Here is a 23,735-nt window from a genome sequence, read left to right as displayed (position 1 = left end):
TAAAAAATCTCCCCTATGAATTTGACATAAGGGAGGTTTATCAAACCACTATATTAAAGCGCAGCAATTTGCTCCATATTCGCTTTAACTTTCTCTAACTGAGCAGCAAACTCAGCAAGCTTCGCTTTTTCACCTTCAACAACCGCTGCTGGTGCTTTAGATACAAAGCCTTCGTTTGCAAGTTTGCCCGCAATTTGATCGTGTTGCTTTTGGATTTTATCCAAGTCTTTTTGCAAACGAGCAAGCTCAGCTTTAGGGTCAATTAAGCCTTTCATTGGTACAAATACCGATGCATGGCTTACAACGCTAGAGCAAGACAAAGGCGGTTCTTGGTCTTTATTCAAGAATTCAATGCTTTCAACTTTAGCCAATGCTTTGAACAACGCTTCAATACGAATGATTTGTTCACGTTCAGCGTCAGATGTGTTTTGAAGTAATACTGGCAACAAGCGTGCATTACCTAAGCCTAACTCACCACGAATGTTACGTACCGCACCAATCAAGCCTTGAAGCCATTGCATATCTGCTTCAGCTTGTTCGTTGATTTTTGCTTGCTCAGGAATAGGGTATTGAGCAGTCATAATCGTTGGGCCGCCTTGACCAAGCATTGGTGCAAGAGTCTGCCAAATTTCTTCTGTCAAATACGGCATTAATGGATGAGCTAAACGTAAAGAAGCTTCCATCACTGCAAGCAATACACGGCGTACTTCAGCTTTACGCTCTTCTGCAACTTCTGCATCGTTCAGAACTGGTTTAGTTAACTCAACATACCAGTCACAGTATTCATTCCAAATAAAGTCGTAAATCGCTTGTGCAGCAAGGTCTAAACGATACGTTGCAAACGCTTGGTGTACAGCAGCTTCTGCTTTTTGCAGACGGCTCATAATCCATTGTTCTGGAAGCTCCCATAGATCAGGACGAGCTTCTTGACCAACAGTTTGACCTTCAACATTCATCAGAACGAAACGAGTCGCGTTCCAGATTTTGTTACAGAAGTTACGGTAGCCTTCAACACGTTTTAAATCGAACTTGATGTCACGACCAGTGTTTGCAAGGGCACAGAACGTGAAACGAACTGCGTCAGTACCGTAAGCATTAATACCTTCAGGGAACTCTTTGCGCGTTGATTTTTCAATCTTCGCCGCATCTTTCGGGTTCATCAAGCCAGTCGTACGTTTTGCAACTAAGCTTTCTAAATCAATACCGTCAATCAAATCTAATGGGTCAAGTACGTTACCTTTAGACTTCGACATTTTTTGACCTTCACCATCACGTACCAAGCCGTGAACGTAAACAGTCTTGAATGGTACTTGAGATGAACCATCTTCATTTTTCATGAAGTGTAGGGTCATCATGATCATACGGGCAACCCAGAAGAAAATGATGTCAAAACCAGTCACCAACACATCTGTTGGGTGGAAAGTTTTTAAGAAATCATTTACTTCATCTTGCTTCGCATCGCCAGTCCAACCTAAAGTTGAGAATGTCCAAAGCGCAGAAGAGAACCATGTATCAAGAACGTCTTCGTCTTGTTTAAGTTCAACGTCAGCAGCGATGTTGTTTTTCTCACGAACTTCTTCTTCGTTACGACCCACATAGATGTTGCCATTCGCATCGTACCAAGCTGGAATACGGTGACCCCACCAAAGCTGACGTGAAATACACCAGTCTTGAATGTCACGCATCCACGCCATGTACATGTTGCTGTACTGCTCTGGAACAAACTTAATACGGCCATCTTGAACTGCTTCAATTGCAGGCTCAGCAAGAGGTGCAATTTTTACATACCATTGGTCAGTTAATAATGGCTCAATGATTACGCCTGAACGGTCGCCACGTGGAGCTTTCAAGTCATACGGTTGGATTTGATCTAACCAGCCTTCAGCTTCAGCTTGAGCAACTAATTTTTTACGTGCTGCAAAGCGTTCTAAACCAGCGTATTCCGCAGGTGCAGTAATGGTTTTAGAAATTTGTTCACCAGCTTTGGCAATATATTCGAACTCACCTAAAACTTCGGCATTTTTGTTGAAGATATTAATGATTGGCAAACTATTGCGTTTACCTAGGTCATAGTCGTTAAAGTCATGAGCAGGCGTGATTTTTACACAGCCAGTACCAAAGTCTTTTTCAACGTAGTCGTCAGCAACGATCGGAATTAAACGACCAGTAATTGGCAATACAATATTTTTACCAACAAGGTGTGCATAACGCTCATCTTCAGGATGAACAGCAACCGCAGTATCGCCCAGTAACGTTTCAGGACGAGTTGTTGCAACGACTAAATAGTCTTTGCCATCTTGAGTTTTAACTGATTTGTCTTCAAAGAAATATTTAAAGTGCCAAAGTGAGCCTTTTTCTTCTTTGCTTTCAACTTCAAGGTCAGAAAGAGCAGTTTGAAGTTTAGGGTCCCAGTTTACAAGGCGCTTACCACGGTAAATTAAACCGTCTTCGTGTAAACGAACGAATACTTCTTTAACTGCGTTTGATAAACCTTCATCCATCGTGAAGCGTTCACGTGACCAGTCTACAGATGAACCTAAGCGACGAATTTGTTTAGTAATCGTGCCGCCAGATTGTTCTTTCCATTCCCAAACTTTTTCGATGAACTTATCACGGCCCAAGTCATGACGAGTCACACCTTGTAAGCCAAGTTGACGCTCAACAACCATTTGAGTTGCAATACCCGCATGGTCAGTACCTGGTTGCCACAAGGTGTTTTTACCCATCATACGGTTATAACGGGTGAGGGCATCCATAATGGCATTGTTAAAGCCATGGCCCATGTGCAAACTACCAGTGACGTTTGGTGGCGGAATCATGATACAGAATGATTCACCGTGACCAGAAGGTTTGAAGTAACCTTGTTCTTCCCACGTTTGGTACCACTTCTTTTCGATCTCGGTTGGATCGTATGTGGTCGCAATATTTTGAGCGGTTTGAGCGTCAGTCATAGTAGCTTAGATCGAATATGCATAAAAAATTGCACCTATTGTAGCAAAAAAATGCCTCGAAATTAATGTGCTGAAAACAGATAAACGGTTTTGTATTTTTTTCAAAAAACGGTAGATTTATGAAAGATGGATCACAATTTAATCGTGTAGACACACGGCAGAAAAATTACAAAAGAATTGAAAAAGGATGTTGCTCATGAGTTATGAAGTTTTTTTGAAAATTTCCGATTCAACTTATACCCAATTCGAGACCATTCGGCAGAAACTGCATGATGGGGTAAGCCAAAGTCAGGCAAAACCTTTAGGGGATGTATTGTCTGACCTTTCTTGTGAAATTATTGAGCAGGTTTTTTCTGTACTTTTACAGTCAGGGAATACAACTATGTCTCCAAAACAGCAAGCTGAGTCTGAAAAAGTGATTCAGCAAGTTTTAGAGACTTTTCGAAAATACATGCCTTGGTCAGTTTCATTCTTTGGAAATGAACGTCTTTTACCTTTAGTCGATTACATGACATCTCTGATGAAAGAGCAGGGACAGCAAGTTTATATTACCTATCCGGTTACGCTTCAACTCGTGCAACAAGCCGAAAGTCTGACTCAGCAAATTCGTGATGGGAATATGCAGAGTGTGGCAGCTGCTTTTGAGACCCTCATTCAAATTGTAGATTTAGGCGTAACAAGCCTAGTACGTGAACCTAAAAAGCGTTTAAAATTTAATTTAGTTGTCGATAAAACCCTGAATGGGGTGATCAACATGACGACGCATTTAGGCTATAAACGTTTGGAAAAGTTAGGTACACAGGTCGATCAGACCACAGCAACTCATTATATCAACCACTTTTTGGCCTTCATGCATCAAGCTGCATAATTTAAAAAGATAATAGGAACATAAAGCATGGCCAAACTTGATACTTTGCAAAATAAAGTGGTATGGATTACGGGAGCATCTTCTGGTTTAGGCAAGGCCTTGGCTGGGGAGTTGGCTTTGCAAGGTGCAGAGGTGATTTTGACATCTCGTCGTTTTGATGAATTAGAAGCAGTTCGAGTGGGTTTGTTAAATCCAGATCAACATTTATCTGTGGTTGCAGATATTACTGATGAAAAGCAGGTACAAGAAGCCTATGAGCAGATTTTAAAAGCGAAAGGCAGAATTGACTGGCTTATTAATAATGCAGGCTTAAGCCAACGTGCTTTAATTGAAGATACGACGATGGCAACTGAACGCGCCATTATGGAAGTCGACTATTTCTCACAAGTGGCATTAACCAAAGCTGTGCTTCCGACCATGCTAAAACAAAAGTCTGGTCGAGTTGTATTTGTGTCGAGTGTGGCGGGTTTATTAGGAACGCAGTACCGTGCAAGTTATTCGGCTGCTAAAGCTGCAATTCATATGTGGGCGAATAGTTTACGTGCCGAGGTCTCAGATCAAGGTGTTGAAGTTTCAGTTATTTTCCCGGGCTTTGTAAAAACTAATGTTTCTTTTAATGCGTTAAATGGTGCTGGACAACCTCAAGGTCATCAAGATGAAGCCATCGAGAATGGTTTGGAGGCAGATGTATTTGCAGAGCAATCTGTAAAAGCATTAATGCAAGGCCAAGAATATATTGTTGTTGGTGGAGCAAAAGAAAAACTAGGGGTTATGGTTTCTCGGATGTCGCCAAAACTTCTCTATAAAATGATTCGGAAAACAAAAGTAAAATAAAAAAGTGATTTTGCCGTGCTAAATTGATGGAAAACCCGCATAGAAGGTTCACCATGGATCAAGATTATCACCGTATTTTAGAAGTCATTACGCGTTTTCAATTGGTCTTTGACCAGAAAAATTGGGACGCTTTTGATGAGTTATTGGCAGATCAACTTGAGGTGGACTATTTCCAGTTTAGGGGAGAGCCTTTATGTGTCGTGTCTTGTCATGAATATAAAGGTTCTCGGCAACAGGCGTTGTCGCATCTTCGGTTGCAACATAACTTAAGTAATCCGATCATCCGTATTGAACAAGATCGGGCATGGTTAGAATGTAATTATCAAATTTATCGTTTTTCAGAAAATGATTATTTTCATTCGTTTGGTCGTTATTATTTTACTTTGGCAAAACAACAGGGCAGTTGGAAAATTACCGGAATTTGCCAACATTTAACTAAAAATATTGGCAATCCACGCATTCATTTTTCTAGTGTAGGGCAGTATTAATCTTTTACTGCTGTACCGTAGGCAAAGACTTCGACCATTCCGCCCTGCATTCCTAGTTCGGTTGTACTCAGCCGAACTCCCATAATATGGTTAGCTCCTGCGGTATGGGCTTGTTGTTTTAAACGAACAATTGCTTCACGGCGAGCACGCTCAACCACACTTTCATAACTGGTGAGGCGACCACCCAAAACATTCTTAATGGATGCCAATACATATTTAAAGTAATCGTGAGAAATCACAACATTACTGCTAATAAAGTGGCCTAGTTGATCACTCGTCGCAAAACGATTCGTATCAATTCGGATATGGGCCAGTCGTTGCTCTTTTTCTAGAAGTTCATTCAAATGTTTTCGTTCAATATGGCGCCCAAAACCCCAACCAATACTGAAAAGAATCAGAAAAATAACAAGCTGAAAAATAAGATTTTCCATTTTCTACCTATGCACTAAATGGATCTGGTAGATGGGGTGCTTGAGGCTGTACGACTACTGCTGTGCCATATACAAATAGTTCGGAAGCACCTTGAGCAATATTTGAAGTTGAAAAACGAATACCAACAATTGCATTCGCACCCAGTTGCTGGGCTTTGGCAATCATACGATGCATGGCTTCTTGGCGGGATTCTTCTAATAATTCGGTATAACCTGTAAGTTCACCACCCACAATATTTTTTAAACTCGCCATCAAGTCACGGCCAACATGCTTACTACGGACTGTACTTCCATAAACAACATCAAGCTGTTTTAAAATCTGGTGGCCTGGAACACTTTCTAAATTACTCAGTAACATTATTTTTTATCAATCTAAATCTCTTAAGGTTTCAAGATAAGAAATATTCACATGAGATGCAATAAAAAAGCCCACCGAAGTGAGCTTTTATAGATAAGTTATTTAAAACTTATTGCTTTTTAAGTTCAGCACTTGATGGTTGATTAACCACTGTATCTGAAGAGTTTGCTTTTAAACCGCCACCTAGAGTTTTATATAACTCGATTTGGTTGTTTAAGTTAGCTTGTTGAAGCAACAATAAACCTTGTTCTGCTGAATAAGATGAACGCTGTGCATCAAGAACAGTTAAGTAACTATCAATACCAGCACGGAAGCGGGCATTTGATAATGTGTAGTTGCGGTTAGTTGCTTCTACTAGACGTTGTTGAGCTGTTAAACGTTCACCAATATTGGCACGAGTGGCAAGCGCATCATTAACTTCGCGGAATGCAGACTGAACTGATTTTTCATAATCAGACAATGCGATTTTCTGATCGGTTTCAGAAATTTTTACATTCGCACGACGTGTGCCCCAGTCAAAGATTGGTAAGTCTAGGCTTGGCCCAATTGACCATGCAAAACCACCAGACTTAAATAAATCACTTAAGTCAGTCGATGCGTAACCTGCAGAACCCGTTAAGCTAATTGTTGGGAATAAACGTGCTTTTGCAGCACCAATATTCGCACCAGCAGCGCTTAAGTTATATTCGGCAGCTTTTACATCTGGACGGTTGTTAAGCAAGTCGCTTGGTAAACCAGCTGTATATACATTCTGTTGAGTAATGCGTTTTACAGGTTGGTTTGGCAACAAGTTTTGCGGAATCGATTGACCTGATAACAAGTTCAACAAGTTTTGTGCTTGAGCCATCTGAGTTTTGTAGTTCGCTACATCGTTACGCGCAGTTTCTACAGAAATCTGTGCCTGACGTAGTGGAACTTCACTGTCGATACCCACATCAAAACGTTTTTTGTTGAGGTTGTAAGAGTCTTGCTGTGCTTTAAGCGTTTGCTCTGCAAGCTTTAGATTCGCCGATGCAAAAGAATAGTTCAACCATGCTTGAGCAACCTGACTAATCAGACTGATTTGTGTCGAATCACGTGCACTTTGCGTTGAAAGATAACTATCTAATGCAGCATCTTTCAAGCTACGAACGCGGCCCCAAAAATCAAGCTCATAGGCGGTTACACCCAAACCCACCTGATAGGTAGAGTAGGGGTTATTCGGATCACGGCTTTGAGAAACCTGACGAATTGCACTACCACTTGCTCCGATGGTTGGAAGCTGGTTGTTTTGAGTAATTCGATATTGCTGTTGAGCACGTTCAATATTGAGCGTTGCTGTACGTAAGTCACGGTTGTTGGCAAGAGCCAAATCAATCACTTCGAGCAAACGAGGGTCAGAAAAGAACTGTTTATAACCCTGTTCTGCAATAGACGTACCAGAAGCGCTGTTATATCCATAGCTTTGTGGTATATCGGTTTTCACGACTGGTTCTGGGCCGCGCATGCTTTGACAAGCTGCCAAAGCAAGCGCAAGTGCAGATACCGCAATGCTACGACCTGAAATAGACCATACTTTTTGCATCACGATTTATGCTCCTGAGTGTTTATGGTTTTTGGTTTGTACTTAAAGATACTACGAATCCACACATAGAATACAGGGATAAAGAAGATACCTAAGAACGTTGCACTGAGTACGCCACCGAGTACACCGAAGCCGACTGAGTGCTGACTTCCTGCACCAGCACCTGTTGAAAGGGCAAGTGGAAGTACACCAAAACCGAAGGCAAGGGTGGTCATAATAATTGGACGTAAACGCATTTTTGAAGCATGTAAAGTTGCATCAAGTAGGTCTTCGCCTTTTTCCTGCAACTCTTTTGCGAACTCAACAATCAAGATCGCATTTTTTGCAGAAAGACCAATTACCGCGATCATCGCTACCTGGAAGTAAATGTTATTTGAGAGATTTGGATCTCCTTTAATAATCATACCCAAGTAAGTCAATACGATTGCACCAATAATACCAAGTGGTACTACAAGTAAAACCGAGAACGGAATAGACCAGCTTTCATATAATGCAGCTAAGCAAAGGAAAACGATTAACAATGAAAGAGCATAAAGGAATGGAGCTTGAGCACCAGACTCACGTTCTTCAAGTGATAAACCTGTCCATTCATAGTCGAAACCTTGTAAGCCCATAGATGGTAACTTAGCAATAATTTCTTCCATGGCTTTCATGGAATCACCAGAACTTACGCCAGGTGCAGGTGTACCTTGAATGTTAACCGATGACACGCCGTTATAACGTTCAAGACGAGGAGAACCATATGTCCATTCGCCTGTAGCAAATGCAGAGAACGGTACCATTTCGCCTTTACTATTACGTACATACCACTTGTTTAAGTCTTCAGGCATCATACGGCTACCCGAATCACCTTGAACATAAACTTTTTTCACACGACCGCGGTCAACGAAGTCGTTAATGTATGAGCCACCCCATGCAATACGCATAGTGTTGTTAATGTCAGCAATGCTAACGCCCATAGCACCAGCTTGAGCCTGATCTACATTAATTTGATACTGAGGTGTATCTTCTTGACCATTAGGACGTACCCCTACAAGACGCTTATCTTGTGAAGCCAAACCTAAAATTGTGTTACGTGCGGCAATCAGTTTCTCATGGCCTTGACCACTTGAATCTTTAAGCTGCAAGTTAAAACCAGCAGTTACACCTAGTTCAGGCATTGCTGGAAGCTGTAATGGCATGATGTAAGATGCGTCTTTGACGATCATGTTTAATGCCATACCGCGCTGAATTAACGCACCAATTTGAGATTCTGGTGAAGTACGTTCACTCCAGTCTTTCAATTTAACGAAGCCAATACCAGCATTTTGACCAACACCCGTGAATGAGAAACCTGAAACGGTGAAAATAGATTCCACTGTATCTTTTTCATTCATGAAGAAGTTTGTCATGGTATCAACAACTTTATTCGTACGATCAAGCGTTGCATTCGGTGGTAATTGTACAAGTGTCATGACCACGCCCTGATCTTCTTCTGGTAAGAATGAAGATGGGAGTTTTTGGAACAAGAACACCAATAGGCCAATCACTAAAGCGTAAAGTACGCCAGAGAAGATTTTGCCTTTAAGCATGCGGCTAACACCATTTTGGTAGCTATGCGACATGCGGTCAAAACCGTTGTTAAATCCTCTGAAGAAACGAGCAAAAATATTATTGCTTGGTTCTTTATTAGGATCATGCTGTTTTAAAATTGTTGCACAAAGTGCTGGCGTGAAGGTTAACGCCACAATTAACGATAAGACCATTGCTGTTACAAGGGTAATCGAGAATTGGCGGTAAATTACACCAGTCGTACCACCAAAGAATGCCATTGGTACGAATACCGCTGTCAATACGCTTGTAATACCAATTAATGCACCAGAAATCTGTTCCATTGATCGTGAAGTCGCCGTGACCGGATCGGTATGCTCTTCACTCATTACACGTTCAACGTTTTCTACTACAACAATGGCATCATCGACCAGAAGACCAATTGCCAATACCATAGCGAACATGGTTAAGGTGTTAATTGAGAAACCAAAGATATTGATGACAGCAAATGTACCTAATACAACAACAGGTACAGCAAGTGTAGGAATAATGGTTGCACGCCAGTTCTGCAAGAACAAGAACATGACAATGAATACTAAAATTACCGCTTCAATTAATGTGTGTACAACACTTTCAATTGAAAGACGAATAAATGGAGTAGTGTCATAAGCCAGTTTATCTGCAAGGCCTGCTGGATAGTTCTTACGTAATTCGGTTAAACGATGTTCAACAGCATCAGCGGTATCAAGTGCGTTGGCACCAGTTGCAATTTTAATTGCAAGACCACCAGCAGGTTTACCATTAAACTTCGAATCGAACTGATAGTTATCAGAACCTAACTCAACACGAGCAACATCTTTTAAACGAACCTCAGCACCTGATGCTGTGTTCTTTAAGAAGATATTTTTAAATTGCTCAGGTGTTTGCAACAAGCTTTGTGCATTCACTGTCGCGTTAAGCACTTGACCTTGTACCGCTGGCGCTCCGCCTAACTGACCTACAGCAACTTGTGAGTTTTGCGCTTGTAAAGCAGTCGCAATATCACTTGGTGTTAACTGGTAATTAGTCAATTTTGCAGGGTCGAGCCAGATACGCATTGCGTATGAACCACCAAAGACTTGTACCTCACCAACACCAGCAACACGGCTAAGTGGTTCTTTAATTGACGAGTTTACGTAATCTTTAATGTCTGAGTCTGAAAGGGTATTGTCTGGTGAATAGAATGCAATAACTTGCAAGAAGCTTGCACCAGATTTGGTAACTGTCACACCTTGACGTTGAACATCTTCAGGTAAAAGGGCAGTTGCAGATTGCAGTTTGTTTTGAACCTGAACCTGTGCAATATCTGGATCAATACCTTGTTCAAAGTTTAATTGAATAGAGGCCTGACCGTTACCCGCACTGTTAGATGAAATATAACGTAAACCATCTAGACCATTCATTTGTTGTTCAATGATCTGGGTTACGGTGTTTTCAACAGTCTCAGCCGATGCACCAGGATAAGTTGCAGCAATTGTAACTGTCGGTGGTGCAATCGTCGGATACTGTGCAATAGGCATTTTTGTGAGCGTGAGAATACCCGCTAACATAATGACTAGTGCAATCACCCACGCAAAAATGGGGCGATGAATAAAAAATTGTGCCATTCAATCTACCCCTTATGCATTAGATGCTTTCTGTTCTGCTTGAGGTTTACCTGATTGAGCCGGTTTTGTCGCATTTGGAGCTGCACCTTGAGGGGTTGCTGGTTGAGCTTGGTAAGGTTTTGCTGACACTTCTTGCCCTTCTTTAACTTTGGCAACACCATCAACAATCACTTTCTCACCAGCTTTGAGACCATTGGTCACAATCCAGTTTTGTCCTTGAACACCAGAAGTTTCAACAGGACGACTCTCAACAGCACCTTTTGCATTAACAAGCATTGCAATGGCTTGACCTGTCGGTAAACGTGTAATTGCAGCTTGAGGAATCAGATAAGCATTTGGAACTACACCTTGAACAATCTGCGCAGTTGTGTACATGCCTGGAAGTAACAGATGATTCGGGTTCGAGAATACGGCACGTAAAGTAATCGTTCCTGTATCCTGATTTACAGAAGCATCAGAGAAAGCAAGTTGTCCTTCGATTGGATAGGTTGAACCATCTTCGAGCTTCAATTTTACTTTCGTGTTGTTACTATTGTCTAAACTACCTTTACTCAATTGTTGACGTAAACGTAATAACTCGGCGCTAGACTGGTTAATATCAACATAGATTGGATCTAACTGTTGAATCGTCACTAAAGGATCAGTTTGGTTTGCAGTGACTAAAGCACCAGCTGTTACAGAAGAACGTCCAGACTGACCAGAAATTGGTGAGCGAATTGTAGAATAACCAAGATCTACATTTGCATTCGTTACTTGAGCTTTTGCAGCAGAAACTTGTGCTTCTGCAACATTAACCTGACCAAGTAAGTCGTCATATTCTTGTCTAGATACAGCGTTACTCGAAACAAGTTGCTTATAACGGTTTAACTTAGTACGTAGGGAAGCTAGATTTGCCTGTTGTTGTAAAAGTGATGCTTTTGCATTTTCGAGCGTTGCATGGTTAGTTCGAGAATCAAGTTGATAAAGAGCCTGACCTTCACGAACATAACTTCCTTCAGCAAACAAGCGTTTTAAAATTACGCCACTTGTTTGAGGGCGAACTTCAGAAATTTGATATGCTGAAGTACGACCAGAAAGTTCAACGCTTTGTTCAACACTTTGTGGTTGAGCAACAATAACACCTACTTCAGCAGGCGGCATTTTCTGAGCAGCAGCAGCTTGCTGTTTCTCATCGGAGCCTTTGCCACAACCAACAAGTGCGATACTTGTTGCTAATGCGCAAGCAGTAAGGGCAGGAGCCCAAAGCTTAGCCGACATCATTGTTCCACCTCGTTAGATAAAATCTAAAAATATATTTGTTTTTTACTTAACCTACTTTGTGTTTGTAATAACCAGAGCCAAAGCAGTGCAATCCAAATAAAACCTATGCCCCAACCGGCGAGTACATCTGTTGGAAAATGAACTCCAGCATATATTCTTGAAAGCCCCATACAGATAAACCAAAGACAGGAGATCAAAATGATAGAAGGAGAGTTAGTGTTGGGCTTATGGCATAACATTATCATTGCCAGACAGGCCAGTGTTGATGCATAAACACTGTGTGCACTTGGGAACGATGCACCGTAACTTTCGACAATATGATATACCTGTGGGGGTCTTGGGCGGTCAACACACCACTTGAGCAGCCAACCCATGGTGATACTGCCAATAACTCCCACGCTAATGAAAATAACAGTAATATATTTTTTATACCATGCTTGATATATACATACCAGAAAGGATAAAAAACATACAAAAGGCATACCACCTACACGTGCCAGAAAGATCGTAATAAAGTTAAGATAATCTGATCGGTGTCCACTTAATATTTGAACGCTCAGGAGATCCATAGATTGAAGTCTTGGTACAAAAAGACCAAGCACACCTAATCCAAAAAAAATACAACCAATAAAAAGCAACATATAGGGCATGTATATACCTTTGCTTATTCAAGCAGTGTCCACTACTGAAAGCCGTTAAAAGTGTACTTGCCAGTACACTTTTTTTCAAGCCTGATAGATCATCGTAAATTCATTTTGAAAATTTTTTAACATTTGGAAAAACAATCACAACAAAATTGACGGAATTCACATTTTGTGTACAAAGCAATATTGTTAATGCTCTACCTTTTTTCCACTATTTGTTGTCGTATTTTCTTCAAGTTCTAGAGGTTGTTTTGGTGGCCAGAAAAAATCGCTTGGGCGAGTCAGAAAATGGGTCATTACCAGTTTAGCTAAAGGTTTCCATTGTTCAAAGCGAACTCGACGTGCCCGTAGTGCCACAATAATGGTTAAGGTGAAACTAACGAATAAGTTAGTGAGACCAATACATAACACGCCTAAAAAGGACACGATAATCAGTCCGATATCTGGGCTGCCGTTAATTGTCATTAAACCTTGAATAAAGTTAGCCGAGGCAAAGGCAATATGGCGAATATCCAAAGGTAAACCTAGAATAAAACCTATGGTGCCCATACTTCCTAACATAATCCCGAATAAGAAGTTACCAGCTAAAGCTCCTAAATTACGCTCAATATATTCAGCAAAACGGTTAAGGCGATCTTGCCCTAACCAGTTTGCTAAACGGCGATGTGCTCTAAGGCGTGGACCGACTTTCCGGTAAACAGCCATATTGTCGAAGTATCCCGCAATAAGGCCTGACAAAAATAAGCAAACTCCGGCTATGGCTGCATGTGGAACTGCCAAAGAGGTGAAGGGATTTAGGCTGTGCAACAAATAAGTTGCTTTAGTATGAGTTAATAAAGGCTCATCAAGATAGAACTGCCAAGCAAAAGTAATGAGCGCGGCAGTAGGAATCGCAATTGAAATATTGCCTAAAATAGCAATGAATTGTGTTCGAATAATATTAATAATAAGAGCTGCTAACTCTGCAATTTGAGCTGTTTTAGAGCCTTTGCGCTGTTGTACCGTTGCAGCAAGGGCAGCAGCAGTCATTGCGGGTTGTTTGGTTGCAACTGTGAAATGAAGAACATGAATCAGAATGAACCCTAGAGAATAATTCATACTGAAAGTAAAGGCTTGCATAAGCGGAGCCATGGTCATTCTTGCTGCAAGAATTTTTAAAGATGCCATACAGGCAATAATGACACCCGCTCCAGCGGCAGCTTTATACATGCCCCAGAAACCTTTTGTATCGGTACTTACATAATGTTCGCCTGTTCGGCTAGCATTTTCAGTCACTTGAAAGGCAATGAGTTCACTTGTCGTACTTAATAAAGAGCGAACACTTTTTTCACTGTAGTGCGCCTTGGTTAAATCGGAAATAAGATGTCCTAAAGAGACATATTTTCCTTTACTGTTATCTACAACCAAATAAAGCAGTAATTCAATTCGGTCGAGGCACTGCTCAAGTAACGACAATAAATAAGTCAAACTTAAGCTGACACCAATTCTTTTGGTGGCACGGCGAATCTTTAAAACCACATCCCGACATTGTTCCAGCATAACAAATGCTTGCGATGCATCGGGAGGAGAAATAACTGCAATTTCATGTTCAGAAAGTTCTTGTTTTTTGTACTTTTCAATAAACTCAATAATTTCACGGTTCTGAACTAAAAATGGTGATTCATATTCAGTTAATTCCGGTTGAGCATTAATAAATTCAGGGTAAAGGCCAATTCCACTAATTCGATAAGTTAAGACGGTAATTGCTTTAATCATTTCACTTTGAATGACAAGCTTTTCGTCTACATTACTTTGGCTTTGTCCAATAAGACTGAATAAATTTGCCCAATCTTCATCATCAATATTATTGAGCCAGATTTTGTCACTTTCTAAATAAAAAATTCGACCAATTAATATTTTGAGTTGGCTTGCATCTTCGATTAACGGTAAAAAATGTGCTCCGAGTCTTTGTCCAAGCTGGTTCCAGAAACCATCTAAAGACAAAATTCCGCTATCGGCATATAAGCTGACTTGTTTATAGCGATTAATTAGACGTAATAAAAAAGTTTGTAGCAGAAGCGGTGCTGTAGGTGTGCGTAATAGGCTTTCAATTAAAGCCTGTATTTTTTGCTTTATCTCATCCGTATCATGAGGATCGGATGGACGAATGGCATTGACTAATTCAATGATTGGATTTTCGTCAATGACAGCTTGAGTATCCTCAAGCTGTTTCTGTATTTTTAAAAAATGATCTGAAAAATTTATATGCATAGGCAAAATAATATCTATTGTATTCGATGTAACGCAAGCTGAGTTAAGTTAATCAAAGCCTGACGATATGGTGTATCGGGTAGGTTTGATAAAGCTTGCAGTGCTGCTTCTGTTTCTTCTTGGGCACGTTGGTGACAATAATCTAAAGCACCAGACTTCTGTACAATTTCTATAACTTGAGATAATTGGTCCACTCCACCAGTTGCGATACTGCGACGAATAATCGCATGCTCATCTCCTGTTGAGTGTGCTAATGCAGAAATTAACGGTAAAGTTGGCTTACCTTCCATTAAATCATCACCAATATTTTTACCTAATGTTTCAGCATCTGAAGTGTAGTCTAAAATATCATCAATAATTTGGAATGCATTACCAAAATGACCGGCAAATAATCTCAAAGGTTCACGATACGCTTCTTGTCCTGCCAAAATAGCAGCGCCTTCTGTAGCCAGTTCAAACAGACGAGAAGTTTTACCGTGAATAATTTTTAAATAAGTTTCTTCTGTTGTATCTGGTTGATGTTGCGATTGAAGTTGTAATACTTCACCTTCCGCAATTTCACATGTACCTGTTGAAAAGTCTTTCAATAAAGTCATGTTGTTTAAATCGACCAGTAAATCGAAAGCACGTGCAATGAGGAAGTCACCGACTAATACGGCTGTCTGATTGTTCCATGTCGCATTTGCTGTAGGTCGACCACGACGAAGCCCAGATTCATCTACCACATCATCATGGACTAATGTCGCGGTATGCAACATTTCAATGATTGCAGCCAGACGCTGTGCGTTTGCCATGTTATCTAGGCCACATGCGCGAGCAGCGAGTAAGCACATGATTGGGCGCATACGTTTTCCGCCAGCCTCAACAACATGTTTGCTGACAGACATGACTAAACCGACTTTTGAGCTAATTCCTTCATTAATCAAGTGATCCATCGCAGCAAAGTCTGAGGCAACAGGCGCAAGAATGTCTTGCTTGAAATCGATGACCATATGAAGAAAAACCCCGTATTGGTAGATAAGTGGCGTTAGTGTATCAAGTAAAGGTGTGTTGCACAGGTTAACAAGTGGCTGATATTAATCATTTCTATTGTCTTTATGCGTTCTTTGTTCTTTATTTAAGCAAAACATGATATTTCCGGCAAAACAATAAATTTAATGACATCAGCATTAATACAACTTGTTCTTGTCGCAATTTGTGTCTGGAACTGTATTTTAATTTTCATTCAGAATCAATGAAAACTGCTAAATTCCAATCTAAGCTGTTTGTTGATTTTGTAAAAATAGGGCAATAGGCTTTACTGATAAACAGAAAATACTTGTCGTTTGATCAAATTTCACTTAAAATCTGTCGCCTTATATAACCCCAGTGGCGAACGTTTTAAGATCGATATATCCCTTATCGGCACGACGACACGGGCTAATTGGAGTACATTATGTACGCAGTAATCCAAAGCGGTGGTAAACAGCACCGTGTAGTTGAGGGTGAAACCCTTAAAGTTGAATTATTGAAAGCTGAATCTGGCGCGACTATTACATTTGATGATGTATTAATGGTTGTAAACGGTGACAGCATTCAAATCGGTGCTCCAGTTGTAGCTGGCGCTAAAGTAACTGCAGAAGTGGTTGGTCATGGTCGTCACGACAAAATCCGCATTATCAAAATGCGTCGTCGTAAACATTACCGTAAACAACAAGGTCACCGTCAATGGTTCACTGAGTTGAAAATTACTGGTATTTCAGGCTAATCACGAGGAGTAAGAGACATGGCAACTAAAAAAGCCGGTGGATCGACGAAGAACGGTCGTGATTCAAACCCAAAAATGTTAGGTGTTAAAATTTACGGCGGTCAAGCTGTAACTGCTGGTAACATCATCGTTCGTCAACGTGGTACTGAGTTCCACGCTGGTGCAAATGTTGGTATGGGCCGTGACCATACTTTATTTGCTACTGCTGACGGCGTAGTAAAATTCGAAGTGAAAGGTCAATTTGGCCGTCGCTACGTAAAAGTTGAAACTGTTTAAGTTTTAGCTTCAAAAAAAGCCCACATTTTGTGGGCTTTTTTTATGGAATCTAATCTGGTTTATCTTCATCATGATGAATGAAATTCTACAAACAACATGAATAACATAACAAAATATCTTATTTTCTCAATGATTAGCACAGAGTTTGTCGGTTAATATGAGTCTTGAATTAAGAGCTTGCTAAGTTTCATAACTTTGAAAGATGGCAAGTTGTCTTACAGCAACTAAAAAGGTGATGACATGAATATGCTTCGTAAAACTATGTGTGCTATTACACTCAGCGCGTCAGTGCTTGCTCCTGTAATGAGTACTACAGTGTTTGCTGCGCCTGTAGCAGCACCGGAGCAACAGGCAATTGGGAACCTGGTTAATCAGTTATCAGGATTACAGCGTTTGACTGCCGATTTTGAACAAACAACTAAAGCCAATACAAAAACTGTGGCACAGAAAAAGAGTTTAAGTGCACAGCATATGAACCAGACATTTAAAGGCTCAATGAAAGTTGAACGTCCTGGGAAATTTTATTGGGAAACGGTGAGTCCTGCTAAACAAACGATTGTAACGAGTGGAAAAACAGTTTGGATTTACGACCCCGATTTACAACAAGCTGTACGTCAAAGCTTAGATGATCAGGTTGCAGATACGCCAGCGTTATTACTCTCTGGTAACACCAATCAAATCATGAAGTCTTATCGTGTAACACAGCCAGATAAATCAAAACTCTATTTCACATTATTCCCTAAAAAAGAAGATGGTGCTTTCCAAAGCTTAACGATTAGTTTTGGAGCAAATAAAGCGCCTACGCTTATGGTGTTACAAGATTCACTAGGTCAAACTACCTATGTTCGTTTCAAAAACGTGAAAGTAAATGCTTCAATTCCAGCATCTGTCTTTAACTTTACGCCACCAAAAGGCACAGATGTTATTGACCAATAATTAGTTCTTCTCAAAAAAGCTACCTTTCACGGTAGCTTTTTTTATATTAGAGAGATAGATACATTTTTTAACCCCGTCTTATTCTTACGCTTTGTATAGTGATAGAGGTAAATTCATGGGGATTATTATGCGACTTTACGATAAAAAAATTATTTGTATTCTTCCATTAATGGCTGCAATGGCAATTGTGAGTGGTTGCCAACCAAAGTCGGCAGCTAAAGAGGAACAAGCCGCTTCGACTGCAAAAGTTAAAGAGACAAAAGAGGTTGGCGTGCCTGTAATTCAGGCAAAAGTAATCCCAGTAAAATTGCCGAAATCAAAAGTTTGTTTAGAAGATGGGTGTACTGAGTATGACTTTCAAACAGTACAAACCAATCAGAAGTGGATTAATGATTACTTTACCAATCGTATAAAGAAAGCAGATCCGAATGCTTTTGCAAATTTAGCTGATCAGCCAGTCGATGTACCTGAAGGTGAGCCTCGTTCGAGTCAAAGTGCAATTTATGTCCGCTATTTGGGGCAAAATTATAACCTTGCAACTTTTGCGTTACAGACCTATTCATATTCTGCTGGTGCAGCACATGGTATGTCTCACCAAGAATTTGTGACTTTTGATTTATTAAATAAAAAGCACATTACTGTTGCCGAACTTGTTCAGCCAGATGTTGAAAAACAGTTAGTTGATGCACTTTTTGATGCGAATACCAATTGGCTTCAAGAGCACAATATCAGCCGTGAAAAACTGCAATTAAGTGATAATTTCTACTATGGCGCAAATGGGATTGTTTTTGTCTATCCAATTTATGAGCTGGCTTCTTATGCTGAAGGAATGTCTGAATTAACATTGCCATATTCTGAGGCAGCTAAGTTCATTAAACCTGAGTATTTGCCAAGTGTGCCAAACTATAACTTGTAAAATAGGTGATCTATTCTAACAATTGTGTGAAAGCTATTCGTTATGAAGATGATCACTATATTTTTTAGTGTGAAGGCCTTACACTATAGCCAGTTTTTTACCCATATTATGATTGATTATGATCGACCCTAAGTTACTCAGAAATAATATTGAAGCCGTTAATGCGGCTTTGGCAAAACGTGGTGTTCAATTAGATGTTCAAGAATGGGCTTCTTTAGAAACTCGCCGTAAAGACTTGCAATCAAAAACTGAAAAATTGCAGGCAGAACGTAATGCCGGTGCAAAACAAGTGGGTCAGATTAAAAAATCCGGTGGCGATGCTTCTGAAATCATGGCGCGTATGCAAGCCATTGGTGATGAAATCAAAGCTGCTGAAGTTGCTTTGTCAGAGCTACAAAACGAGATTGAGCAAAAAGCGTTTAGCATTCCTAACTTACCAGATGAATCTGTTCCTGCTGGTAAAAATGAAGATGATAACGTTGAAATCTCAAAATGGGGCACGCCTCGTCAGTTTGATTTTGAAATCAAAGATCATACTGATTTAGGTGAGTGGATGGGCGGTTTAGAGTTCGAAACAGCTACTAAATTGACTGGTTCACGTTTTAGCGTATTGAAAGGTTCTTTAGCGCGCTTACAACGTGCATTAACACAGTTCATGCTTGATACCCATACGTTAAAAAATGGTTATACAGAAGCTTATGTGCCTTATTTGGTAAATGCTGATTCACTGCGTGGTACGGGTCAGTTACCAAAATTTGAAGAAGATTTATTTAAACTTCAAGGTGAAAAAGAATATTATCTCATCCCTACAGCAGAAGTTCCTGTTACTAACTTCGTTCGTGATGAGATTATTGATACCGAGCGCTTGCCACTAAAATACGCTGCACATACGCCTTGTTTCCGTAGTGAAGCGGGTTCTTATGGCCGCGATACACGTGGTTTGATTCGCCAGCACCAGTTTGACAAGGTTGAAATGGTGCAAATCGTTAAACCTGAAACCTCTATGCAAGCACTTGAAGAACTCACTGCACATGCTGAGGGCATTTTACAGGCACTTGGTTTGCCATACCGCAAAATTTTGCTCTGTGGTGGTGATATGGGTTTTGGTGCGACTAAAACTTACGACCTAGAAGTTTGGGTTCCAAGCCAAAATACTTACCGTGAAATCTCAAGCTGCTCTAATATGGGTGATTTTCAAGCACGCCGTATGAAAGCACGCTACAGAATGGATCAAAAGAAGATCGAATTGGTGCATACTTTAAATGGTTCTGGTCTTGCGGTTGGACGTACTTTGCTTGCTGTAATGGAAAATTACCAACGTGAAGACGGTTCTATCGAGGTTCCAGAAGTATTACGCCCATATATGGGTGGTTTAACATTTATTGATTAAGCTTTGCATCTAAATTGTGCACGGTTTTTGCTTAAACATAATCAGATGATTAATGTAGAGGTTTAAGGTGGATATTTTTCCAATCTCTTTAAAGTTGCAAGAGCAACGTTGTCTGATTGTGGGTGGTGGGCATATTGCGTTGCGCAAAGCAAACTTATTAGCAAAAGCAGGAGCAGTAATTGATATTATTGCTCCTGCGATTGAAGAGCAGCTTTTACAGTTAGTCAAAACGACAGATGGACAGTATTTTGCCGAGTCCTTTGTCGAAAAAATATTAAATACGCCTTATCGCTTAGTGATTGCTGCGACTAATGATGCACAAGTGAATAAAGCCGTTTTTGAACAATGTGAAGCGCGTAATTTGCTGGTTAATAGTGTAGATGATATTCCACACTGCCGTTTTATGGTTCCAGCCATTATTGACCGTTCTCCGTTGATCATTTCTGTTGCCTCAAATGGCGCATCGCCAGTCTTATCTAGACAACTTCGTACTCAAATAGAAACGATTGTTCCACATGGTATGGGTAAGTTGGCTGAGTTTTCAGGTCAATGGCGTAAGCAGGTAAAAGAAAAGATTACAAACCCCGATGAGCGCCGAATCTTTTGGGAAAACTTATATGCCAGTCCATTAAAAGAACAAGTTTTTAATGACAATCTGGACGTGGCAAATGATTTAATTCAGCAAGCTCTAACAGAATGGACCGCGCCTAAAGGTGAGGTTTACTTGGTAGGTGCTGGGCCGGGTGACCCTGAGCTACTGACATTAAAAGCATTACGTCTGATGCAACAAGCTGACGTTGTGATTTATGATCGTTTGGTGTCTGAACCCATCTTAGAACTTTGTCGCCGTGATGCGACTAAGATTTATGTCGGTAAAGCCCGTTCAAATCACTCGGTTCCACAAGACGGTATTAATGCTTTACTGGTTGAATATGCTCAACAGGGAAAACGCGTTTGTCGTTTGAAAGGTGGTGATCCGTTTATCTTTGGGCGTGGTGGTGAAGAGATTCAAGAGCTGGTTGAAGCAAATGTCACTTTTCAAGTAGTACCTGGTATTACGGCAGCATCAGGCTGTTCCGCTTATGCGGGTATTCCGCTAACACATCGTGACTATGCACAAAGTGTACGTTTCTTAACTGGGCATTTAAAGGAAGGTTCACCTGAACTTCCTTGGAATGAACTGGTTTATGAAAATCAAACTTTAGTTTTATATATGGGATTGGTTGGATTAGAGCGCATTTGTGAGCAACTTATTGCTCATGGTCAACGTGCTGATATGCCAGTTGCTTTAATCTCTAAAGGAACCACACCAGAACAGAAAGTTATCGTTGGAACATTAGCCGATATTGCGACTAAAGTGTCTGAACATCATATCGTAGCGCCGACTTTAACCATTATTGGTGAAGTAGTGAGTTTACGTGAACAGTTAAAATGGCAATAAGTTCATCTGAATTTATTGTTTATTATTAAAGTCGAGAAAATTTGTGATTCATGTTGTCCTATACGAGCCTGAAATTCCTGCCAATACAGGCAATATCATTCGTTTATGTGCTAATACGGGCGCACAGTTGCATTTAGTCAAACCCTTGGGTTTCGAGCTAGATGATAAAAAGCTCAAGCGTGCAGGATTGGACTATCATGAATGGGCGCGTATGCAGATTTGGGACAATATTGAACTATGTCTTGCAGACTTAAAAGCTAAAGGTGTTGAGCATGTTTTTCCGCTCACTACTAAAGGTTCTGCAACCCCGCATACAGTTGATTTAAATCGACCTGTGGCTTTATTGATGGGGCCGGAAACGCGTGGTTTGCCTGAGCATGTTCGCTTAATGTTTCCGCAAGAACAATGGATTCGATTGCCGATGGCTGAAAATTCAAGAAGTTTAAATTTGTCTAATGCAACAGCCGTCATTGTTTATGAAGCATGGCGTCAGCAAGGTTTCAAAAACTTAGGATAAATAACTAAGTTTTAAATAAAAATAAGGCCACTATTGTGGCCTTATTTGTTTTTGGATTCCTTATTTAGGGAAAACCACACCACTTGCTAAATCATAGTTAGTGGGTGAGTTGGTATAGATCGATCCAAGTCGAACAGCAAAGAACCATCCTAATTTACCTTGATCTTGAATTCGATTTTCAACGAGATATGGCTCATCTAATTCAGATACTGCATCTTCAATAAATACTTTATATTCAACAGGTCCTGTATTTTCACTGTCACGTTCAAATAGATAACCATCAACATTAAAGAAGCCAAGATTGTTATTTGCATCAACAAGTCTATAACCCTCTGCAGCCTGCTCTTTAAGAAGTTTTTCAAGTTTTATTGCATCATCTTTATTAAATGGAATATGTTGTGGAACTTCAAAATAACGATAAGCATAAGTACCGTTATGCGTACTACTATTTACACATGTTGGTACGTAGAATGTGCCATTTGTTGTACCGTTATTGGTAAATGTCGAGTTTGCGTAGAGTAATTTGCAACCTTGCGCACCCAATTCATTGAAAGCATTTATGATGCTAGTCCGAGAAGTATTTGTTAAGAATCGGTTAGAGTAAGTATAAGTTGCTGGTTTTTTATCATTTTTCACAAATAAATATTTGTCTGTGTTTGATGCCACTTCTCCAAATGAAAGTTTATATATATAGCCTAAGCTACCTTGTTTGTTTAACTCATTGACCCATAGTAAATAGCGGTTGGCTACTGAAGTGGTTTTTACATCAACCGTTTTATAGGTATATGTGTCAGTGGATTTATTGTTTTTTACATATAAATTTTTATACAGCGCAAAGCTACCGTCAGGGTTATCTAAACTGACTGATGGAGTAAGAAGGGCATAGCCTTGGCGTCCTTGGTCATTAAGTTGATTTAATACATCTGCCCAAGATTCTTTATTATCTCCTAATCTATAACTTGCTGTTGCCAATACTTGAGTTGGCTTTTGCATACTTGCTGGTGGAGTTGTTTTTGTAAAGCATGTATTTATGAGATCAAAGTTTGCTTGCTGTAGATAATTATGTATTGCATTTGGCTGATCTGTAGGTACTAAACAGAATTGATTTGCGTTTTTAAAGCCCAGAATAGCTGGTTGTTTCTGAGTTAGTTTTCCTGCTACTACAAGTTGCCAATTTACCTTGTTATAACTTGAAGTTTGTACAGTTTGCGGTGCTCCAATATTTGAAACCAGACTAAAATCTTCAGCTTGGCGATAACTTGCCACAATGTTACCTGTACAGTTCGCTTCATTTTCATAACGTACAGTTTCACTCGTAAATCGAACACTATTATCAGAAACTTTAATAACATTCATTTTTAAAGCAGAGCCATTAATACAAGCTCCTTTACCTGCTAGCCAACTTCCTACGAAGCGATCTGCTACCGTTGTTGGTGTTGGTGTTGGTGTTGGTGTTGGTGTTGGTGTCGGTGTTGGTGTTGGTGTTGGTGTTGGTGTCGGTGTCGGTGTTGGTGTTGGTGTCGGTGTCGGTGTCGGTGTCGGTGTTGGTGTCGGTGTTGGTGTTGGTGTTGGTGTCGAATCATTATCGTCAGACCCACACCCACTTAATGCTATAAAAATCAAAGCAATGCTGCTTCCTTTTACTATGTTATTCATCACATAAGCCCTTTTTTTATAAAAATGTGAAA

At 40.2% G+C, this 23,735-nt stretch carries 20 protein-coding genes; 10 read left to right on the top strand and 10 right to left on the bottom strand.

What is annotated here, in order from left to right; genetic code table 11:
• Positions 1–53: 53 nt before the first annotated feature.
• Positions 54–2,951 (bottom strand): valine--tRNA ligase, encoded by a 2,898-nt coding sequence (locus HL290_RS13710; RefSeq protein WP_198496757.1) that lies wholly within the window; start codon positions 2,949–2,951, stop codon positions 54–56.
• A 196-nt stretch (positions 2,952–3,147) separates the two neighbouring features.
• Between HL290_RS13710 and HL290_RS13705 the strand changes: the two genes are divergently transcribed.
• Genes HL290_RS13705 through HL290_RS13695 form a run of 3 tightly spaced genes read left to right on the top strand, consistent with a single transcriptional unit; the run spans position 3,148 to position 5,141 of the window.
• Positions 3,148–3,819: a hypothetical protein gene (locus tag HL290_RS13705; protein ID WP_198496756.1), complete on the top strand. Its 672-nt coding sequence runs from the start codon at positions 3,148–3,150 to the stop codon at positions 3,817–3,819.
• A 27-nt stretch (positions 3,820–3,846) separates the two neighbouring features.
• On the top strand, positions 3,847–4,653 hold the full coding sequence (locus tag HL290_RS13700; RefSeq protein WP_198496755.1) for an SDR family NAD(P)-dependent oxidoreductase: 807 nt from the start codon (positions 3,847–3,849) through the stop codon (positions 4,651–4,653).
• Positions 4,654–4,706: 53 nt separating this feature from the next.
• Positions 4,707–5,141, top strand: a complete 435-nt coding sequence (locus tag HL290_RS13695; protein ID WP_005049894.1) for a nuclear transport factor 2 family protein — start codon at positions 4,707–4,709, stop codon at positions 5,139–5,141.
• On the opposite strand, the gene HL290_RS13690 is transcribed toward HL290_RS13695, so the two are convergent.
• The 8 genes from HL290_RS13690 to sdsA all read right to left on the bottom strand — a co-directional run bounded on the left by HL290_RS13690 (position 5,138) and on the right by sdsA (position 15,816).
• Positions 5,138–5,572 carry a YbjQ family protein gene (locus tag HL290_RS13690; RefSeq protein ID WP_151743353.1) on the bottom strand — a complete coding sequence of 145 codons (435 nt, stop codon included), beginning with the start codon at positions 5,570–5,572 and terminating at the stop codon, positions 5,138–5,140. The genes HL290_RS13695 and HL290_RS13690 overlap by 4 nt on opposite strands.
• A 7-nt stretch (positions 5,573–5,579) precedes the next feature.
• Positions 5,580–5,930 (bottom strand): YbjQ family protein, encoded by a 351-nt coding sequence (locus tag HL290_RS13685; RefSeq protein WP_198496754.1) that lies wholly within the window; start codon positions 5,928–5,930, stop codon positions 5,580–5,582.
• A gap of 109 nt (positions 5,931–6,039) precedes the next feature.
• Complete coding sequence (gene adeK, locus HL290_RS13680) at positions 6,040–7,494, bottom strand: multidrug efflux RND transporter outer membrane channel subunit AdeK (RefSeq protein ID WP_045435268.1); 1,455 nt, start codon at positions 7,492–7,494, stop codon at positions 6,040–6,042.
• On the bottom strand, positions 7,494–10,670 hold the full coding sequence (gene adeJ / locus HL290_RS13675; protein ID WP_005036454.1) for a multidrug efflux RND transporter permease subunit AdeJ: 3,177 nt from the start codon (positions 10,668–10,670) through the stop codon (positions 7,494–7,496). Before adeJ ends, adeK begins: the two co-directional genes overlap by 1 nt.
• Before the next feature lie 12 nt (positions 10,671–10,682).
• On the bottom strand, positions 10,683–11,930 hold the full coding sequence (gene adeI, locus HL290_RS13670; RefSeq protein WP_198496753.1) for a multidrug efflux RND transporter periplasmic adaptor subunit AdeI: 1,248 nt from the start codon (positions 11,928–11,930) through the stop codon (positions 10,683–10,685).
• Positions 11,931–11,953: 23 nt separating this feature from the next.
• Positions 11,954–12,580 carry a phosphatase PAP2 family protein gene (locus tag HL290_RS13665; protein WP_198496752.1) on the bottom strand — a complete coding sequence of 209 codons (627 nt, stop codon included), beginning with the start codon at positions 12,578–12,580 and terminating at the stop codon, positions 11,954–11,956.
• A gap of 183 nt (positions 12,581–12,763) precedes the next feature.
• Positions 12,764–14,824 carry a site-specific recombinase gene (locus HL290_RS13660; RefSeq protein WP_198496751.1) on the bottom strand — a complete coding sequence of 687 codons (2,061 nt, stop codon included), beginning with the start codon at positions 14,822–14,824 and terminating at the stop codon, positions 12,764–12,766.
• A gap of 14 nt (positions 14,825–14,838) precedes the next feature.
• Positions 14,839–15,816, bottom strand: a complete 978-nt coding sequence (sdsA, locus tag HL290_RS13655; protein WP_003655412.1) for an All-trans-nonaprenyl-diphosphate synthase — start codon at positions 15,814–15,816, stop codon at positions 14,839–14,841.
• 443 nt (positions 15,817–16,259) lie between these two features.
• Here sdsA and rplU point away from each other — a divergent pair, with 443 nt between their 5' ends.
• The 7 genes from rplU to HL290_RS13620 all read left to right on the top strand — a co-directional run bounded on the left by rplU (position 16,260) and on the right by HL290_RS13620 (position 22,047).
• The gene (gene rplU, locus HL290_RS13650; protein ID WP_004639133.1) at positions 16,260–16,571 is read left to right on the top strand and encodes a 50S ribosomal protein L21; all 312 of its coding nucleotides are present in this window, start codon (positions 16,260–16,262) and stop codon (positions 16,569–16,571) included.
• Between the two features lie 18 nt (positions 16,572–16,589).
• Positions 16,590–16,847: a 50S ribosomal protein L27 gene (gene rpmA, locus HL290_RS13645; protein ID WP_003655414.1), complete on the top strand. Its 258-nt coding sequence runs from the start codon at positions 16,590–16,592 to the stop codon at positions 16,845–16,847.
• A gap of 240 nt (positions 16,848–17,087) precedes the next feature.
• Positions 17,088–17,783 (top strand): outer membrane lipoprotein chaperone LolA, encoded by a 696-nt coding sequence (lolA, locus tag HL290_RS13640; protein ID WP_004789378.1) that lies wholly within the window; start codon positions 17,088–17,090, stop codon positions 17,781–17,783.
• A 115-nt stretch (positions 17,784–17,898) separates the two neighbouring features.
• The gene (locus HL290_RS13635; protein ID WP_198496750.1) at positions 17,899–18,699 is read left to right on the top strand and encodes an RsiV family protein; all 801 of its coding nucleotides are present in this window, start codon (positions 17,899–17,901) and stop codon (positions 18,697–18,699) included.
• A gap of 118 nt (positions 18,700–18,817) precedes the next feature.
• Entirely contained in the window at positions 18,818–20,089 is a 1,272-nt protein-coding gene (gene serS / locus HL290_RS13630; RefSeq protein WP_198496749.1) for a serine--tRNA ligase, read from the top strand.
• A 67-nt stretch (positions 20,090–20,156) separates the two neighbouring features.
• On the top strand, positions 20,157–21,530 hold the full coding sequence (gene cysG / locus HL290_RS13625; RefSeq protein WP_056483244.1) for a siroheme synthase CysG: 1,374 nt from the start codon (positions 20,157–20,159) through the stop codon (positions 21,528–21,530).
• Positions 21,531–21,573: 43 nt separating this feature from the next.
• Positions 21,574–22,047: a tRNA (cytidine(34)-2'-O)-methyltransferase gene (locus HL290_RS13620; protein ID WP_002116042.1), complete on the top strand. Its 474-nt coding sequence runs from the start codon at positions 21,574–21,576 to the stop codon at positions 22,045–22,047.
• Between the two features lie 60 nt (positions 22,048–22,107).
• Here the strand turns inward: HL290_RS13620 and HL290_RS13615 are convergent, their stop codons facing one another.
• Positions 22,108–23,703 (bottom strand): PT dipeptide repeat lipoprotein, encoded by a 1,596-nt coding sequence (locus HL290_RS13615; protein ID WP_198496748.1) that lies wholly within the window; start codon positions 23,701–23,703, stop codon positions 22,108–22,110.
• Positions 23,704–23,735 lie beyond the last annotated feature (32 nt).

The organism is Acinetobacter sp. AC1-2 (assembly GCF_016124155.1).
In the GTDB taxonomy this organism is placed as follows: domain Bacteria; phylum Pseudomonadota; class Gammaproteobacteria; order Pseudomonadales; family Moraxellaceae; genus Acinetobacter; species Acinetobacter calcoaceticus.
This window is presented reverse-complemented; position numbering and strand designations above follow the sequence as displayed.

Bases quoted from the DNA above. Each gene is read 5' to 3' on its own strand.
- HL290_RS13710 (WP_198496757.1), bottom strand. From the start codon at position 2,951: ATGACTGACGCTCAAACCGCTCAAAATATTGCGACCACATACGATCCA.
- HL290_RS13635 (WP_198496750.1), top strand. From the start codon at position 17,899: ATGGGGATTATTATGCGACTTTACGATAAAAAAATTATTTGTATTCTT.
- HL290_RS13700 (WP_198496755.1), top strand. From the start codon at position 3,847: ATGGCCAAACTTGATACTTTGCAAAATAAAGTGGTATGGATTACGGGA.
- HL290_RS13690 (WP_151743353.1), bottom strand. From the start codon at position 5,572: ATGGAAAATCTTATTTTTCAGCTTGTTATTTTTCTGATTCTTTTCAGT.
- HL290_RS13695 (WP_005049894.1), top strand. From the start codon at position 4,707: ATGGATCAAGATTATCACCGTATTTTAGAAGTCATTACGCGTTTTCAA.
- serS (WP_198496749.1), top strand. From the start codon at position 18,818: ATGATCGACCCTAAGTTACTCAGAAATAATATTGAAGCCGTTAATGCG.
- adeK (WP_045435268.1), bottom strand. From the start codon at position 7,494: ATGCAAAAAGTATGGTCTATTTCAGGTCGTAGCATTGCGGTATCTGCA.
- adeI (WP_198496753.1), bottom strand. From the start codon at position 11,930: ATGATGTCGGCTAAGCTTTGGGCTCCTGCCCTTACTGCTTGCGCATTA.
- adeJ (WP_005036454.1), bottom strand. From the start codon at position 10,670: ATGGCACAATTTTTTATTCATCGCCCCATTTTTGCGTGGGTGATTGCA.
- HL290_RS13660 (WP_198496751.1), bottom strand. From the start codon at position 14,824: ATGCATATAAATTTTTCAGATCATTTTTTAAAAATACAGAAACAGCTT.
- rpmA (WP_003655414.1), top strand. From the start codon at position 16,590: ATGGCAACTAAAAAAGCCGGTGGATCGACGAAGAACGGTCGTGATTCA.
- rplU (WP_004639133.1), top strand. From the start codon at position 16,260: ATGTACGCAGTAATCCAAAGCGGTGGTAAACAGCACCGTGTAGTTGAG.
- HL290_RS13685 (WP_198496754.1), bottom strand. From the start codon at position 5,930: ATGTTACTGAGTAATTTAGAAAGTGTTCCAGGCCACCAGATTTTAAAA.
- HL290_RS13665 (WP_198496752.1), bottom strand. From the start codon at position 12,580: ATGCCCTATATGTTGCTTTTTATTGGTTGTATTTTTTTTGGATTAGGT.
- HL290_RS13615 (WP_198496748.1), bottom strand. From the start codon at position 23,703: ATGAATAACATAGTAAAAGGAAGCAGCATTGCTTTGATTTTTATAGCA.
- HL290_RS13705 (WP_198496756.1), top strand. From the start codon at position 3,148: ATGAGTTATGAAGTTTTTTTGAAAATTTCCGATTCAACTTATACCCAA.
- lolA (WP_004789378.1), top strand. From the start codon at position 17,088: ATGAATATGCTTCGTAAAACTATGTGTGCTATTACACTCAGCGCGTCA.
- sdsA (WP_003655412.1), bottom strand. From the start codon at position 15,816: ATGGTCATCGATTTCAAGCAAGACATTCTTGCGCCTGTTGCCTCAGAC.